Source organism: Schumannella luteola (genome assembly GCF_013408685.1).
Taxonomy (GTDB): domain Bacteria; phylum Actinomycetota; class Actinomycetes; order Actinomycetales; family Microbacteriaceae; genus Schumannella; species Schumannella luteola.
The window spans coordinates 1338770-1354787 of record NZ_JACBZY010000001.1 but is presented as its reverse complement, the minus strand read 5'-3'; the positions used below and the strand labels follow the sequence as shown (position 1 = coordinate 1354787).

Annotated in this window: 16 protein-coding genes; 5 read left to right on the top strand and 11 right to left on the bottom strand. The window is 71.0% G+C overall.

Features of this window, described 5'->3' with window-relative positions; genetic code table 11:
* Positions 1–163: 163 nt before the first annotated feature.
* Positions 164–2515: a hypothetical protein gene (locus tag BJ979_RS06070; protein WP_179566174.1), complete on the bottom strand. Its 2352-nt coding sequence runs from the start codon at positions 2513–2515 to the stop codon at positions 164–166.
* Positions 2516–2952: 437 nt separating this feature from the next.
* Between BJ979_RS06070 and BJ979_RS18085 the strand changes: the two genes are divergently transcribed.
* Entirely contained in the window at positions 2953–4518 is a 1566-nt protein-coding gene (locus BJ979_RS18085; protein WP_179566172.1) for a LuxR C-terminal-related transcriptional regulator, read from the top strand.
* 239 nt (positions 4519–4757) lie between these two features.
* Here BJ979_RS18085 and rplL read toward each other — a convergent pair whose 3' ends face one another.
* The 3 genes from rplL to BJ979_RS06050 form a co-directional block, all read right to left on the bottom strand.
* On the bottom strand, positions 4758–5144 hold the full coding sequence (gene rplL / locus BJ979_RS06060; RefSeq protein ID WP_179566170.1) for a 50S ribosomal protein L7/L12: 387 nt from the start codon (positions 5142–5144) through the stop codon (positions 4758–4760).
* A gap of 39 nt (positions 5145–5183) precedes the next feature.
* Complete coding sequence (gene rplJ / locus BJ979_RS06055; protein ID WP_141161885.1) at positions 5184–5699, bottom strand: 50S ribosomal protein L10; 516 nt, start codon at positions 5697–5699, stop codon at positions 5184–5186.
* A 292-nt stretch (positions 5700–5991) separates the two neighbouring features.
* Positions 5992–6183, bottom strand: coding sequence for a hypothetical protein (locus BJ979_RS06050; protein ID WP_179566168.1), 192 nt, complete (start codon positions 6181–6183; stop codon positions 5992–5994).
* Positions 6184–6339: 156 nt separating this feature from the next.
* Between BJ979_RS06050 and BJ979_RS06045 the strand changes: the two genes are divergently transcribed.
* Positions 6340–6951 (top strand): PDDEXK family nuclease, encoded by a 612-nt coding sequence (locus tag BJ979_RS06045; RefSeq protein WP_343046613.1) that lies wholly within the window; start codon positions 6340–6342, stop codon positions 6949–6951.
* On the opposite strand, the gene BJ979_RS06040 is transcribed toward BJ979_RS06045, so the two are convergent.
* Positions 6913–7686 (bottom strand): DUF998 domain-containing protein, encoded by a 774-nt coding sequence (locus tag BJ979_RS06040; protein ID WP_343046612.1) that lies wholly within the window; start codon positions 7684–7686, stop codon positions 6913–6915. The genes BJ979_RS06045 and BJ979_RS06040 overlap by 39 nt on opposite strands.
* On the bottom strand, positions 7683–8432 hold the full coding sequence (locus tag BJ979_RS06035) for a Pr6Pr family membrane protein (protein WP_179566166.1): 750 nt from the start codon (positions 8430–8432) through the stop codon (positions 7683–7685). The genes BJ979_RS06040 and BJ979_RS06035 overlap by 4 nt, the downstream gene beginning before the upstream one ends.
* Positions 8433–8641: 209 nt before the next feature.
* Here BJ979_RS06035 and BJ979_RS06030 point away from each other — a divergent pair, with 209 nt between their 5' ends.
* The 3 genes from BJ979_RS06030 to BJ979_RS06020 all read left to right on the top strand — a co-directional run bounded on the left by BJ979_RS06030 (position 8642) and on the right by BJ979_RS06020 (position 10581).
* Positions 8642–9589, top strand: coding sequence for an NADP-dependent oxidoreductase (locus tag BJ979_RS06030; RefSeq protein ID WP_425502461.1), 948 nt, complete (start codon positions 8642–8644; stop codon positions 9587–9589).
* A 108-nt stretch (positions 9590–9697) separates the two neighbouring features.
* Positions 9698–10138, top strand: coding sequence for an ArsR/SmtB family transcription factor (locus BJ979_RS06025; RefSeq protein ID WP_179566163.1), 441 nt, complete (start codon positions 9698–9700; stop codon positions 10136–10138).
* 5 nt (positions 10139–10143) lie between these two features.
* On the top strand, positions 10144–10581 hold the full coding sequence (locus tag BJ979_RS06020) for an SRPBCC family protein (RefSeq protein ID WP_179566162.1): 438 nt from the start codon (positions 10144–10146) through the stop codon (positions 10579–10581).
* Between the two features lie 73 nt (positions 10582–10654).
* Here BJ979_RS06020 and BJ979_RS06015 read toward each other — a convergent pair whose 3' ends face one another.
* Genes BJ979_RS06015 through BJ979_RS05995 form a run of 5 tightly spaced genes read right to left on the bottom strand, consistent with a single transcriptional unit; the run spans position 10655 to position 15946 of the window.
* Entirely contained in the window at positions 10655–11668 is a 1014-nt protein-coding gene (locus tag BJ979_RS06015; protein ID WP_179566161.1) for a sugar phosphate isomerase/epimerase family protein, read from the bottom strand.
* Positions 11665–12774, bottom strand: coding sequence for an ABC transporter ATP-binding protein (locus BJ979_RS06010; protein WP_179566160.1), 1110 nt, complete (start codon positions 12772–12774; stop codon positions 11665–11667). The genes BJ979_RS06015 and BJ979_RS06010 overlap by 4 nt, the downstream gene beginning before the upstream one ends.
* Complete coding sequence (locus tag BJ979_RS06005; protein ID WP_179566159.1) at positions 12771–13796, bottom strand: ABC transporter permease; 1026 nt, start codon at positions 13794–13796, stop codon at positions 12771–12773. Before BJ979_RS06005 ends, BJ979_RS06010 begins: the two co-directional genes overlap by 4 nt.
* A 3-nt stretch (positions 13797–13799) precedes the next feature.
* Complete coding sequence (locus BJ979_RS06000) at positions 13800–14780, bottom strand: ABC transporter permease (RefSeq protein WP_179566157.1); 981 nt, start codon at positions 14778–14780, stop codon at positions 13800–13802.
* A complete protein-coding gene (locus BJ979_RS05995; protein ID WP_179566154.1) occupies positions 14777–15946 on the bottom strand; it encodes an ABC transporter ATP-binding protein in 1170 nt (389 codons plus the stop codon). Before BJ979_RS05995 ends, BJ979_RS06000 begins: the two co-directional genes overlap by 4 nt.
* Between the last annotated feature and the right edge of the window lie 72 nt (positions 15947–16018).

Here is a 16018-nt window from a genome sequence, read left to right as displayed (position 1 = left end):
AAGACCGGAGGCCGGGCGCCCTCCGCGGCACCCGACCTCCGGTCGTTTTCTCGTTCGACGGGGAGCACCGGGAGCGTGAACGGGTCACGCTCCCGGCCAGCTGATCGTCCCCGTCAGCTGCGGATCCGGGCCTCTCGTCCCATCAGCCCGGATCCGGGTCTCATCAGCCCTGCTGGCGGGCGGCCTTGCGGCGACGGATGGCGGCGACGGCGAGCAGCGCGATGCCGAGCTGCAGCACGAGCAGCGCTCCGATGCCGGGGATCAGTCCGTCGACGCCGGTGGCCGCGAGGCCCGTGCCGCCACCGGCCTGCGGCTTGGCGGGAGTCGACGGCGGGGTGGTCGGCGGCGTGGTCGTCTCGTCGGAGACACCGCAGTTCTTCACCGTGATGTCGGTGCTCTCCTGCAGCTTGCCCGTCGAGTCGACCGCCGTCACCCGGTAGGTGGCGTCGTTCTTGATGTCCTTGAAGACCACCGGGTCGGCCAGCTCGGCCGAGGTGACGGTCTTCTCGTCGATGACGGTCCAGGCGTCGTCGTCGCCCTGGCTGACGCGCACGGTCCAGTCGCGGTCGGGCTCGACGCCGGTCACATCGACCTCGAGGCTCGACGTCTTCGGGTCGGCCTTGCAGTCGACGGCGACGGCCGAGAGGCCCGGGTTCTTCGGGCAGTCGGCGAGGGTGGTCTCGCTCGTCACCACGGTCGCGTCATCGGCGGCGTCGGTGAGGGTGACCGCGTAGGAGGTTCCCGGCTTGAGGTTCTCGAAGGTCGGCACGGCGACGGTCGCGGTGGTCGCGGTGACGCGCACCGGGTCGGCACCCGTGACGGCCTTGCCGCCCGAGGTCAGCGTGATCACGTAGGTGTGACCGACGATCGCTCCGGTGATGGTCGGCGTCAGACCGCCCTTCTCACCCGGGGCGAGGCACTGAGCCGTCTCGAGCGCGACCTTCGGCACCTCGGGGCAGTCGGCGAGCGTCTCGGTGGCGCTGGCCTTCGCCGAGCCCTCCTGGTCGTCGACGACGGTGACCTTGTAGGTCGCGCCGGGCTTCAGACCGGTGAAACTGACCGGGAAGGAGGTCGACGTGGGCGTGACGTGCTGCGCGGCGACGCCGTCGACGGCCTTGCCGCCCGAGGTCAGCGTGACCGTGTAGCCGCGGTTCGCGACGACGCCGGTGACGGCGCCGCTGAGGCTGCCCTGCTCGTGCGGCGCGAGGCACTGCGCGGCGGTGATGGCGAGCTTCGGGGTCGTGGCGCAGGCCTCCTGCAGGATGCTCGCGCTGGGCGACGTGGCCGCGTTGCCGGCGGCCTGGTCGACGATCGTCACGGTGTGCTCACCGGCCGCCGTCGGGAACGTCTTGGTGTACGCGCCCGAGGCGATGAAGGTGTCGACCACGGCGCCGTCGACGACGACCTGGTAGACGCGGCCGTCGAGCAGGCCGTCGCTCGCGACGGTCAGGCCGCGGGTGGGGGCGTCGACTGTGCAGGCGCCGAGCGTCAGCTTCGGCGCGCCCGGGATGATCGGGCAGGCGATCGTGTCGAGCGAGACGGTCGCGACCGCGACGCCCTCGGTGCTGACGACGATCGTGATGCCCTTGGTGGCGACGGGCACCGGCACGGTGACCTTCGACGAGCCGGTGGCGAAGGTGGCGACGGCGCCGTTGATGGCGTTGCCGTTCACGCTGGCCTGCGCGATGTAGGTGCGGCCGGGGACGAGGCCCTGGACGGTGACCGTGGCGGGCACGGTTCCCTGTCCGGGCGCGAGGCACTGCTGCACCGTGGCCGAGGCGTCACGCTCTCCGCCGGGGCAGCCGACCGAGGTGGCCTCGGCCTTCCACTGCTGAGAGCTGTCATTCGCGTCGACCAGGGTCACGACGTACTTGCCGCCGGCCGTCTGACCGGGCCAGTTGATGATCGGCTTCGGGGCGCTGCTGCTGCCCGTGAGCGTCTTCGTGTCGACGCGGGTGCCGTCGTGGTCGAGCCAGACGTTGTAGGCGCGGCCGTTCACCAGGTTGGTGAAGGTCGCGGTGAGGTCGGTCTTGCCGCCGACGGCGTTGCACGCCGTGGCCGCGAGCGCGGCGGACGGGGTCGGGCAGGCCGCCTCGTTGCCCGACTTGTCGAGGTTCCACTTGCTGCTGTCGCTGGCCGTGACCTGCACGCGCCAGGTGTGCTGGGCGCCGGCGGCAGGGAAGCTGTAGGTCTTGGTCGGGAACGAGTTGCCGAACTTCGTGTTCTCGACCTGCTTGCCGTCGATCGTGACGACGAGCGAGTTGTTGTCGTTGCTCGACGTGCCGGCGTAGCTCTTCAGCGTCACGGTCAGGCCGGAGCAGCTGGGGGCGAGCGTCGGCGTGTGCGCCTCGGCGGCGGCGCCGACGAGGGCGATGCCGGAGGCGGCGACGGCCGCGACGGCCACACCCGCCACCGCGGTGACGATCTTGGCCTTGAGGGTGCGGGGGCCCCGGCGCGCGAGGCGCGCGAGGGCCCTGTCGATGATCCGGGCAGGGGACGATGCCGTGGAGCGCATACGGGGGTTGCTCTCTACTTCAAGGCACGCGCAGACAGCACTCGCCATTCAGGGGGACGGGCTGGGCGGAGGGTAAGACCGACCAGACCTGGCGGGTGCACGGCGCGATGCCGTACTGATCCGATCGCGGGGGACGATCGGCCCTCTGACTACGGGGGTCGCCAGAGTTGTCCTCATTATGGTGGACACGTTTCGCGGTGCGCAAGTAGCATCGGGGGTGAGATTCAGACCACCGCGCGGAACTGGGAACCACACGGGGGTGTGCATCACTCCGAAGCGTGCCCGCCTCGCGCGCCGGACCCGAGACCGGCGCACGTCTGCAGCACCCGACGTGTGGAAGCGACACCGAATTGCCCCGAAGCACCACTCTCGACGCCCTCCGCCGGGAGGTGGACGCCCGACTCGACGCGGGTGATCCCCCCGGTGCCGTGATACTCGTGCGCAACGCCTGGCGCGGACTCTCCGCCGAGTCGCCGGCCGGCCTGCGCGAGCTGATCGAGACCATCCCCGATGAGGCCTGGCGCGATGATCCCGTCATCGCGGCGGCGTTCGGCGCGAGCTACCGCACCGCCCGCGGCGACCGCTCGCGCTCGGCGCTCGCCTACTTCGAGGCGGCGCTGGCGACGCTGCCCGCCGACGACCCGGACGCCGTGATCGTGCGCCTGCAGTCGGCCGCCGCACTGCGCACCCTGGGCCGGCTCGACGACGCCGACGACGCCCTCGACCTCGCCGCCGAGCAGGCGCAGGCGGCCTCCGCCCCCGGAATCGAATGGCGTGTGACCGTGCGCGCGATGGCCGCACTGCAGCGCGGCATGGTGCAGCTGCATCGCGGGCGCTACTCCGACGCGGCGCCGCTGCTGGCGTTCGCCGACGGTCTGGGCGAACGCCACCTCAGCCGCGCCGAGCACGTCGAGTGCCTCGGCGGCCGCGCGCTGATCGCGATCGGAGCCGGCGAGCTCGACGACGCGGCCGGCTTCGTGGGCCAGGCACGCTCGATCGCCGAGGGCACCCTGCTGCTGCGCAGCCCCTTCGCGGCGACCGCGCTCATCGCCGAGCTCATGGTCGCGGTCGAGCGTCTCGACAGCGACACCGCCCACCGCCTCGAGGTCGAGATCGCCGCCGCCGCCGAGGGCAGCGACTGGGAGCCCTTCGGCTGGATCGCCACCGCCCGTCTGCACGCGCTCGAACGCGACTTCTCCGGCGCCCTCGAGCTCATCCGCCGCGCGGGCGAGAGCTACCGCGGCTGGCACCCCGCGGGCAGCGGCGCCGCGCTCGGGGAGCTGCTGCGGGCCGCGATCCTCATCCGTCACGGCCAGGGCGACGCGGCCTGGCAGGTGCTCTCCGAGCTGCCTTCCGACGCCCGTCACGACCTCTGCGCGGGGCGCTACATCGCCCAGCTGCGACTCGTGAACGGCGACGTCGAGGGCGCGTCTGCAGCGCTCGCGGAGTGCGACGCCCTCGGTGAGGCTCACGCCGCCCGCACCCTCGCCGAGGTGCAGCTGCTGCGCGCCGCGATCGAGGCCGAGCGCGGCAACCCGGTCGAGTCGGCGCTGTGGTGCGATCGCAGCCTGCACCACATGCAGCGCACCGGCACCCGCTCGCCGCTGGTGATGGTGCCGCCGCTGATGCTGCGCGAGCTGATGAACCAGGCCGCCGCACGTCGGCAGTCGCCGGAGATCGCGACGCTCGTCGAGCGCATCCGCTCGGCCGTGGATGCGCGTCTCACCGCCGCCGGCGACGAGGGCGGGATGCTCGCGCCGCTGACCAGCCGGGAGACGATCGTGCTCGACCAGCTGCGCCAGGGCAAGACGGTCGCGACGATCGCCCAGGAGCTCTTCGTCTCGGGCAACACGATGAAGACGCACCTGCGCAACATCTACCGCAAGCTCGGCGTCGGCTCGCGCGGCGAGGCCGTGCGCAAGGCGCAGACGCTCGGGCTCTACGTCACCCCGGGATCACCCCGTGGTCACTCTGCGTCGCCCGAGGCCGATGCGCTTCACTGATTCAGCGCTCGCGCTCGGCCGTCCCTGATCCCGGCCTGCGCGCGCGCCGACGGACGGGGAGAACGGCTGGTTACCCGATCCCCGTCCGTCAACTCGGCGCGAGCTGCCCGACGCCGCCGCGGCGTCTGACCGGCCGCGATGCCGCGATGCCGCATCCTCGACGGTGCGCCGGGAACACGACGACGGCGCCGCCCCCGGACGAACCGGGAACGACGCCGTCGTTGAAGTGAGGAAGAACCTTACTTGAGGGTGACCGTGGCGCCGGCGCCCTCGAGGGCCTCCTTGGCCTTCTCGGCCGCCTCCTTGTTGGCGCCCTCCAGAACGGTGCTGGGCGCGCCGTCGACGAGAGCCTTGGCCTCCGAGAGGCCGAGGCTCGTGAGGCCGCGCACCTCCTTGATGACCTGGATCTTGGCGGAACCGGCCGACTCGAGAACGACGTCGAACGAGTCCTTCTCCTCCTCCTCGGCGGCGGCAGCGCCACCGGCGGCCGGGGCGGCGGCCACGGCGACGGGGGCGGCGGCGGTGACCTCGAAGGTCTCCTCGAACTTCTTGACGAAGTCGCTGAGCTCGATGAGCGAAAGCTCCTTGAACGCCTCGAGCAGCTCGTCGGTGGTGAGCTTGGCCATGTCTGTCTCCTTAGTGCTGAATGTCTAGCCGCGGGCGGGTTACGCCGCGGACTCCTGCTTCGCGCGCAGCGCGTCGACCGTGCGAACGGCCTGCGCGAGCGGTGCGTTGAACATGTATGCGGCACCGAACAGCGAGGCCTTGAAGGCGCCGGCCAGCTTGGCCAGCAGCACCTCACGCGACTCGAGATCGGCGAGCTTGTTCACCTCGTCGGCGGTCAGCGGGGCACCGTCGAAGTACCCGCCCTTGACCACCAGCAGAGGGTTCGCCTTGGCGAAGTCACGCAGAGTCTTCGCCACGGCGACAGTGTCACCGTGGACGAAGGCGATCGCGGAGGGACCGACGAGGGCGTCGTCGAACGACGTGATGCCCGCTTCGTTGGCCGCGATCTTGGTGAGCGTGTTCTTCACCACGGCATAGGTCGCGTTCTCGCGGAGGTTCTTGCGCAGCTCCTTGAGCTGAGCAACCGTGAGACCGCGGTACTCGGTGAGCACGACCGCGTTCGAGCTGCGGAAAGACTCCGTCAGCTCGGCGACCGTTGCTTCCTTGTTCGCCATGGCGCTCCTTGTGGTTGGATTCGGCGCCGAGGGCCGCGGGCATCCCGAGTGGGATCAGACATCCGCCAACGAAAAGAGCTCCGGCGCAGACGCACGGAGCTCGAACCACAGAAGGGCTTATTGCTTCACACACCTGCGCGGGTCTCTTCACGAGGAAGGACTTCGTCCGGGTGACGCCTTCGAGAAGGCGGCACATCGGAGACCAGCGGTCTTCGGCCGGGTCGAGGCTAACCCGAGAGACGGCGGATGCGCAAACCGAGTCGGCGGGTCGGCGATCGCGCGCCGGGCGTCGTCAGCCTTCCGGATCGGGGTCGAGCTCGTCTCCCCCGACATCTCCGTCGCCGTCGCCGGGCTCGCGCCGCAGCACGAAGGCGCCGATCATCGCGACGGCGGCCAGGGCGATGAGGAGGGCGATCGGCACCCAGGGCACGCACTCGGCGTCGAAGATCCCGGCATCGGCGAGCAGCCGGACGGTGCTGACCATGGCGCGCCCTTCGTCGGTGCCGGCCGTCGTGCTTCGGGTTCACGCGACCTCGCGGTGCGAGGTTACCTCACCTCACCACCGGTGCCGCAGTCCCGCGATCGGGGCGCGCTCGTCGCGTCGCCAGCCGGTGTCGCCGGCCGGGGTGAGAATGGGGGCGTGACCCGTGCTCAGCCGATGCTCTCCCTCTGGGAGGCGCCGCCGGTGCACTGGCGCGACCGGGTCGTCGCCGACTCGACGGATCGGCGCGGCTGGTTCATCGCCCGCGCGAACGGGGTCACCGCGACCGACGCGGCGCGCTTCTCGAGCGACAAGCCCCTGCCGGGCATCGCCATGGAGAAGATGCTCGGCACCGGCTTCGGCGGCAACGCCTACACCGACCACGGCCGCGCCCGTGAACCCGAGATCGCCCGCTGGGCGCGCGCGGAGCACGGCATGCAGCCGAGCACCCAGCTCTTCCACGCCGACGGCGAGCGCGGCCACCTCGCCACCCCCGACGGGGTGCGCGAGCGCAGCGCCACGCTCGAGCTCTGCGAGATCAAGACGACCTCGAAGGCGTGGCGCAGCATCCCCCGCACCTACCTGCGTCAGGTGTGGTGGCAGCAGTACGTGCTCGGCGCCGAGCGCACTCTCGTCGTCTGGGAGCAGCACCGCGACTTCGTGCCCGTGGATGCGGTGCCCGAGTCGCGCTGGGTGGATCGCGACGACAACGAGATCCATCGCCTCGTCGTGCTAGCCGATCGGCTGCTCGAGCTGCTGCGCCGCCGCTGAGTCGGCGACGCCGGCAGGGTCTGCCGGACGCGCCGTATCCGCCTCGCCCGCCACGTCGCGCGGCGCCGACACCCTCTGCCGCGCCAGCGCGACCGACAGGCCGAGCACCGCGACCCAGGCGAGCCCGATCGTCGTCGCCGTGAACTCGAAGCGGCTGCCCATCCACGAGTAGAAGCTCAGCACCGACATCAGGCCGCCGATCGCGGCGATGCCCGCGACGGCGATCGCCGACGCCCGCGACAGCACCGCGAGCACCGGGTGCCCGAGCGCGAAGCCGCACTGCAGCATCGCCACCGCTGCCGCGCCGAAGGCGATCACCGCGGCCGAGGTGTGCGTGAAGTCCTGCCAGGTGAACAGCGGCGAGCCGGGCGCGGGCACCGGGCAGCCGGCTGTGCACGGCACCTGGGATGCCAGCAGGAAGAAGGCGCACGAGACCAGCAGCGAGACGGTCGGCGTCCAGCGCCGCAGCACGCGCGCCCGGCTGCGGATGCCGCGGCAGGCGAGCGCGACGAGCGCTCCCCCGGCGACGAGCAGCAGCAGCGCGAGGCGGAACGCGCCGGCCGTCGGCATGCCGTCGGCGCCGAGCTCGCTGACGTAGAGGTCGTGCGGCAGGCTCAGCCGCGCGGCCCAGATCAGGGCGAGCGCGGCCAGGGCGAGCAGCGCGCCGAGCGCGGCGACGAGCCGACGCGCGACGGAGCGGAAGGCCGGCGCCTTCAGAACCGAGCCGGACGTCACGGGGTCGGCCGCGCATCCCTCTCGGACGCCGAGTCCGCCGGCACACCGGTCGACGACGCACCAGCGGGCGACGGCAGCGGCCAGCGGCCGCCCTTGCGCGACACCCAGATCGCGCCGGCGCCGACGAGGCCGATGATCGCGGCGATCAGCACCATGTAGAGGAACACGGTGAAGTAGCCCTCGGGCGCCGTGTTCGGGTTGAGGAAGGGGTACGGGTACCAGTAGTCGCGGCCGGTGACCCCGTCGACGACCAGCGGCCCGCGGATCATCGTGTAGAGCGTCCAGACCAGCGGGAAGGCGATCACGACCCAGATGGCGGTCCACTTGAGCGGACGCCGGCCGGGTGCGAAGAACCAGTCGAGGATGACGAGCACCGGCGCGACGACATGCAGCACCTCGTTCGACCACGGCACGGTGCTGCCCTGCGGCAGCTCGATGCCGCGCAGCAGCAGGTTGTAGACGATGCCGGTCGTCGCCATGTAGGCGGTGACGCTGCCCCGGAAGACGCCCCACGCGGCGGTGTCGTCGCGCTTCAGGATGAGGAACACGGCGCCGACCAGGAACGACACGACGCTGAGCAGGTTCGAGTCGATCGTGAAGAAGCTGAAGAAGTGGCCGATCTGCGTCGCCGTGTCCTTGACCGGCACCTCGGCCCACACCTGCAGGCTCAGCATGAGCTGCGCGACGACGGCGGCGATGATCGCCACCGCGCCGCCGAGTCGGATCAGGATGAACAGCGCCCGCATGCCGGCTCCTCAGATCTCGCGTGCGACCCGCCGTCAGCGAGCCTGTTCAGGAGGTTAGGGCATCCCGGCGTGGGGCGGACAGGGTTTTCCACCCCGGTACATCGCCGAAACACCCGCGGAACATCGGCCCGCTTCACTGAGGTCACGGTCGGCGGCGCTCCCGTCGCGACCGCACGAGGCAGGGAGGCCCAGTGAGCAGGATGCGCGCCATGACGTTCGCCACCGCGGGAGACCCCGACGTGCTGCGCCTGGAGAAGGTGCCGATGCCGGTGCGCACGAACGCCGAGCTGCTGATCAAGGTCGTCGCCGCCGGGGTGAACCCCATCGACGCGAAGACGCGCGCCGGCCGCGGGGCGTTCGGTGCGATCTCGAGCTTTCCCGCCGTGCTCGGCAACGACTTCAGCGGCATCGTCGTCGAGGCGCCGTACGAGGCCCATGCGCTGCAGCCCGGCACCGAGGTCTACGGCATGGGGATGGTGCCGCGACTCAGCGGCGCCTACGCCGACTACCTCACGGTCACCGAGCTCAGCGTCGTGCGCAAGCCGCCGACGTTGTCGCACGTCGAGGCGGCCGCCGTGCCGCTCGCCGCGCTGACCTCCTGGGGCATGGTCGTCGACACGGCGCGGGCGCACGAGGGCCAGCGGATGCTCATCCACGGCGCCGCCGGCGGAGTGGGCCACCTCGCGGTGCAGCTGGCCTCGTACTTCGGCGCGCACGTGATCGCGACCGGCTCGACCCGCAACCTGCGCTGGCTGAGCGATCTGGGCGCGGACGAGGTCGTCGACCACAGCACCGAGCGCTTCGAGGACGTCGTCGGCGAGGTGGATGCGGTGATCGACCTCGTCGGCAACGTGCACGACGACACCGCCACGCGATCACTGCAGGTGCTGCGGCCCGGCGGGATCATCGTGAACGGGCCGACGGGATCATGGCCGACCATGCGCGCGGAGGCGCAGGCGGCCGGGGTGCGGGCGACGGGTTACCGCGTCGCCCCCGACGGCGCGACGCTCGCGATCGTGTCGCGGCTGATCGAGTCGCGCGACCTGAAGGTCTTCGTGGATGCGGTCTACGACCTGCCCGACGCCGCCGAGGCGCACCGGGCGATCGAGCGCGGCCACACCCGCGGCAAGCTCGTGCTGCGCGTCTGCGACGGCTGAGCGCCGCCCCGACTCCGCGCGTGAGGGTTGACGCGTGGCGCGGCGTGGCCTTATATTCAACTCATCGGTTCTGAACCAGATGGTTCAGCAGGAATGAGGGAGGGCGCGATGGCCGACGACCAGCTCAGCCGCACCTTCGCGGCCCTCGCCGATCCGACCCGGCGCGACATCCTCGCCCGGCTCTCCCGCGGACCGGCGACGGTCGGCGAGCTCGCCGAGCCCTACGCGATGAGCTTCGCCGCCGTCTCGAAGCACCTCCGCGTGCTCGAGCAGGCCGGACTCGTGACCCGCGGGCGCGAGGCGCAGTACCGCCCCGCCTCGCTCGACGCCCGCCCGCTGCGCGACGCCGCGCGCTGGGTCGGCGACTACGAGCGCTTCTGGGCCGACAGCTTCGACGCGCTCGGCACCTACCTCGCCGGGCTCGCCGCGACCGGCGGCGGGGCCGGCGACGCCGAGGCCGGCGGCGCGGACGACCCGGCCGAGATCACCCCGAGCATCCAGACCACTCAGAACGCCCAGAACGCCCAGAACACCGACATGAACGGATAGGACCCATGGCCGACCTCACGATCACCCGCACCTTCCCCTTCGCCCAGCTGCTCGTCTGGGACGCCTGGACCAAGCCGGAGCACTTCGCCGTCTGGTTCGGCGGCGACCAGGTCGAGGTGCCCGCCGAGACCCTCGACTACGTGGCCGAGCTCGGCCGCAGTTGGAAGGCCGACATGGTGCTGCCCGATGGCACCCGCATCCACTGGGTCGGCGAGTTCATCGAGGTGGATGCGCCGAACCACCTGCGCCTGACCATCACCGACCAGCCCGACAGCCCCGAGCGCTCGCACCTCGTCGTCGACTTCGCCGAGACCGAGGGCTCGACCGAGGTGACCATGACGCAGTCGCCGATCCCCGAGGGCGCCGAGGCGGCGCTGCGCCAGGGCTACGCGCACTTCTTCGACACGCTCGAGGCCGAGCTGGAGCGCATGGCCGCCGCCTGATCGGGCGCTCGAGCGCGGAAGGGGTGCCACGCGAGTCGCGCGGCACCCCTTCCTCGCTCGTCGAGCCGACCGGTCAGCCGGCGTTGTGCGAGAACGCGGCGTCGAAGGATGCGGTGGGCAGATCCCAGAGCAGCTCGCGCACGAAGCGCTGAGCCTCCTCGGCGCCGACGAGGCGGTCCATCCCGGCGTCTTCCCACTCGACCGAGATCGGCCCGGCGTAGCCCACGCGGCGCAGCGCGCGGAAGGCATCCTCCCACGGCACGTCGCCGTGCCCGGTCGAGACGAAGTCCCAGCCGCGGCGCGGGTCGCCCCAGGCGAGGTGCGAGCCGAGCACGCCGGAGCGGCCCGACTGCGGCCGGATCCGCGTGTCCTTGCAGTCGACGTGGTAGATCCGCTCGGCGAAGTCGACGATGAAGTCGACCGTGTCGATGCCCTGCCACATCATGTGCGACGGGTCCCAGTTGAAGCCGAAGGCCGCACGGTGGTCGACGGCCTCGAGCGCGCGCTGGCAGGTCCAGTGGTCGTAGGCGATCTCGCTCGGGTGCACCTCGTGGGCGTAGCGCACGCCCTCGCCGTCGAAGACGTCGAGGATCGGGTTCCAGCGGTCGGCGAAGTCCTCGTAGCCGGCGTCGATGACGTCCTGCCCGACCGGCGGGAACATGGCCACGTACTGCCAGATCGACGAGCCGGTGAAGCCGGTGATGACATCCACGCCGAGCTTGCGGGCGGCCTTCGCGGTCAGCTTCAGCTCCTCCGCGGCGCGCTGGCGCACGCCCTCCGCATCCCCGTCGCCCCACACCTTCGAGCGCAGCAGCGCCTTGTGACGGAAGTCGATCGGGTCATCACACACCGCCTGGCCGGTGAGGTGGTTCGACAGCGCCCACGTCTTCAGGCCGTGCTTCTCGAGCACCGCGCGACGCCCATCCAGGTAGCTCGGATCCTCGTCGGCGCGCCACACGTCCAGGTGCTCCGCCGAGCAGGCGATCTCGAGCCCGTCATAGCCCCACGAGGCGGCGTGACCCGCGACCTCGTCGAGGGTCAGGTCGGCCCACTGGCCGGTGAACAGGGTCACGGGATGCGTCGTCATACGATGCGGTCTCCTTCCGGGCGCACGCCCAGTTCGAGGGGGATGGGGCCGGGGGCCACCCGCTCGTCATTGAGCAGACAGGCGACCTGGCGCTCGGGCTCGGCCGCGCCGAAGCGCGTCGGGCCGAGGACCGGGTCGGTGAGCTTGCACTCGTCGAAAGCGTAGGGACAGCGCGGGTGGAACTTGCATCCTGTGGGCAGGTTCACCAGATCCGGCGGCGAGCCGGGGATGCCGGCGAGGTCGCGCTTGGGTCCGCGCAGCGGCGGGAAGGAGTGCAGCAGGCCGGCGGTGTACGGATGCCGCGGCATCTTGTACACCTCCTCGCTCGACGCGTCTTCGACGATGCGGCCGGCGTACATGATCGCGATGCGGTCGGCGAGCTCGAGCAGCAGCGACACGTCGTGGGTGATGAAGATCACGCTGAAGCCGAGCTCGTCCTTGAGCTGCATGATCTGCTCGACGATCTGGCGCTGCATGACGACGTCGAGGGCGGTCGTCGGCTCGTCCATGATGACGATCTCGGGTTCGAGGGCGAGCGCCATCGCGATCATGACGCGCTGGCGCATGCCTCCCGAGAGCTGGTGCGGATACGAGCCGAGTCGGTCTTTCGGGATGCCGACCATGTCGAGCAGCTCGAGGGCGCGCGCCCGGGCCTCGGCGCGCGCATCCCGGCTGCGGGGCTTGTGGGCGAGGATGCCGTCGACCAGCTGACGCCCGACCGTGTAGACGGGGTTGAGCGAGTTCATCGCCCCCTGGAACACGATCGCGGTGTCGCGCCAGCGCTGCGCCCGCAGCTCGGCCTCGCCCATGCGCAGCAGGTCGCCGCCGTGGCCGTCGCGGGCCGAGGTGAAGGTGACCGAGCCGCCGGTGATGACGCCGGGCGGCGGCAGCAGACGGGTGGCGGCGTAGGCGAGCGTCGACTTGCCGCATCCGCTCTCGCCGGCGAGGCCGAGCACCTCGCCCGCGTGCAGCGTCAGGTCGACACCCTGCAGCGCGTGCACCGCGTTCTGGTCGTAGCCGTAGTCGACGCTGAGGTCGCGGATCTCGAGCACGGGTTTGCGCTCGCGCGGCGGCAGCGCCGCGGTCGTCGGGTCGAGCAGCGTCATCGCTGGGCCTCCTTCTGGCCGCGGGCGGCGGCACCGCGGTACACCGGCGTGAAGCCGATGCGGGCGCGGATCTTCTTGCGACGCAGCACGCCGGCGTTGGCGGCGGTCGAGCGCAGTCGCGGGTTGACGAACTCGTCGATGCCGAAGTTGATGAGCGTGAGCGAAGTGCCGACGGCCGCGATGCAGAGGCCCGCGGGCACGAACCACCACCACGCTCCCTGCACGAGCGCCTGCGAGCTCTGCGCCCAGAAGAGCACGGTGCCCCAGTTCCAGTCGCTGATGCTCGTGACGCCGATGAACGCCAGCGTCACCTCGGAGAGGATCGCGAAGATCACCGTGCCGATGAAGCCCGAGGCGATGATCGCGGTGAGGTTCGGCATGATCTCGAAGAACACGATCCGCCAGAGCGGCTCGCCGTTCGCGCGGGCTGCCTCGACGAAGTCGCGCCGACGCAGCGACAGCGTCTGGGCGCGCATGACGCGGGCGCCCCAGGCCCATCCGGTGACGGCGATGACGAAGGCGACCGTGAGCCCGCCGGCGCCGGGCAGCAGCCCCGTGATGATGATGATCAGCGGCAGCGCCGGGATCACCAGGAACACGTTCGAGATGAGCGAGAGGATCTCGTCGCCGATGCCGCCGACGAATCCCGAGACGACGCCGACGATGACCGAGATGAGCGTCGCGACGATGCCGGCGGTGAGGCCGACGAGCATGACGCCGCGGGTGCCGACGAGCAGCTGCGACAGGATGTCCTGACCCGTCGCGGTCGTGCCGAGCCAGTGCTCGGGCGACGGTGGCTGAAGGCCCTCGGGGGTGACCGTGTCGGGGTTGTAGGGCGCGATCCACGGCCCGATGATCGCGAGCAGGATGAAGATCGCGAGCACGACGATGCCGACCATCGCCTTGCGGTTGCGCAGGATGCCGAACTGCACGCGGCGCCCCCGCTTCGACCGCACGGCGACGGCGGTCAGGGTGGCGGTCGAGGTGGGGTCGGCGGCGACCGGGTCCATCTGAACAGACATCGCTCAGCCCTCCTGTCGGGTGCGCGGGTCGAGCACGGCGTAGGCGAAGTCGGCGACCATGTTGGCCACGAGCACGCTCAAGGTGATGATCAGGAAGATGCCCTGCATGAGCGGGTAGTCCTTCGAGCTGATCGCCTGGAACAGCGTGAAGCCGATGCCCGGGTAGCTGAAGACCATCTCGGTCACGAGCGTGCCGCCGACGATGAAGCCGAGGCTGAGCGCGAAGCCCGAGATGCTCGGCAGCACGGCGTTGCGAGCGGCGTAGCCGAACATGACCTTGCGCTCGCTGAGGCCCTTCGCCTGCGCGACCGTGACGTAGTCCTCGCTCGAGACGGTGACCATCATGTTGCGCATGCTGAGGATCCAGCCGGCGATCGACGAGATGACGATCGTCAGCGCGGGCAGGATGCCGTGGTAGATCGCCGAGCCGATGAAGTCGGCGCTGAAGTCGGGGATGAGCCCGCCCTCGTAGCCGCCCGAGGCCGGGAAGATCGGGATGATCACGGCGAACAGGCTGATCGCGATGAGGCCGAGCCAGAAGTAGGGGATGGCCGAGAAGAAGTTCGCGACCGGCAGCAGGCCGTCGGCCCAGGTGCCGCGCCGCCAGCCGAGGCCGACGCCGGCGAGCGTGCCGAGGATGAAGCCGAGGATCGTCGAGATGCCGACGAGCAGCAGCGTCCACGGCAGCGACTGGCTGATGACCTCGCTGACCGGGGTCGGGAAGTAGGTGAACGAGATGCCGAAGTCGCCCTTGAACAGTCCGGCCCAGTACTTCACGTAGTCGTCCCAGAGGCTCGACTTCTCGTCGAGGCCGAACAGTACGTAGAGCGACTGGATGGCGTCGGTCGAGAGCCGGCCCTGGTACTTGTTGATGAGCGACTGCACCGGGTCGCCGGGCAGCAGGCGCGGGATGAAGAAGTTCAGCGTGACGGCCGCCCAGGCGGTGATCACGTAGAAGATCACGCGGCGGATGAGGAACTTCATGCTCCGGCTCCCCCGTTCGTGATGCCGCGGGCGGCGCCGGCGGGGCCGGCGGTCGCGCCGACCGGCACGGGCACGCCGGCGGCGGCATCCGCGCCGAACGCGGCGGCGCGCTGCTCGGCGCGGCCCTCGTCGTAGAGCCAGCAGGCGGCCTTCTGGCCGTCCTCGAGCTCGAACATCGGCGGGCGCTCCTGACGGCAGACATCCATGGCGAAGGGGCAGCGCGGATTGAACCGGCATCCCGTCGGCGGGTCGATCAGGCTCGGCGGCTCGCCCTTCGCGGGGCGCTCCTCGCGGCCGGCGAGCTGGTCGGCGTCGGGGGCGGAGGCGATGAGCAGCTGCGTGTAGGGGTGACGCGGGCGCTGCGTGACCTCCTCGCTGGGGCCGCGCTCGATGACCTGCCCGGCGTACATGACGACGGTCTCGTCGGCGAAGTAGCGGGCCGAGGCGATGTCGTGGGTGATGTAGAGGATCGCGAGGTCGAGATCCTTCTTGAGCCGCTGCAGCAGATTGAGCACGCCGATGCGGATCGACACGTCGAGCATCGAGACGGGCTCGTCGGCGAGCAGCGCCTTCGGGGTGGCGCCGAGTGCGCGGGCGATCGCGACGCGCTGCCGCTGACCGCCGGAGAGCTCGTGCGGGAACTTGGTGAGGTAGCGCTCGGCGGGGCGCAGCTCGACCTGCTCGAGCAGGCCGCGAACCTTCTGCTCGCGCTCGGCGCGCGACAGGCCGGGGTTGTGGATGCTGACCGAGCGGGTGAGCACGTAGCCCACGGTGTGCACCGGGTTCAGCGAGGCGAAGGGGTCCTGCAGGATCATCTGCACGTTGCGCACGTAGCGCCGGAAGCTGCGGCCGAGCCGCACGCGCACCGACTGCCCCTGCAGCAGCACGTCGCCGGAGGTGCGCGGCAGCAGCTGGGCGATGAGCCGCGCGACGGTCGACTTGCCCGAGCCGGACTCGCCGACGAGCGCGACGACGCTGCCGGCATCCAGTCTCAGGTCGACGCCCTCGACGGCGTGGACGACCTTGCCGCGGGAGCCGCGGCCGCGGACGGGGAAGTGCTTGGTGAGGGCGACGGTCTCGATGACCGGCACGCGCGCAGCGGCCGACGGGGAGTCGGCGGCAGCGGGTGCGGCGGAAGACGGGTCGCCCGACGTGGGGGTTGTCATGGCATCCTCATGCGCTCGGAGCTGACGAACAGAAGCGTCGGAGTGGATGCGGGGCCCGGCCCGGTGGTTCGA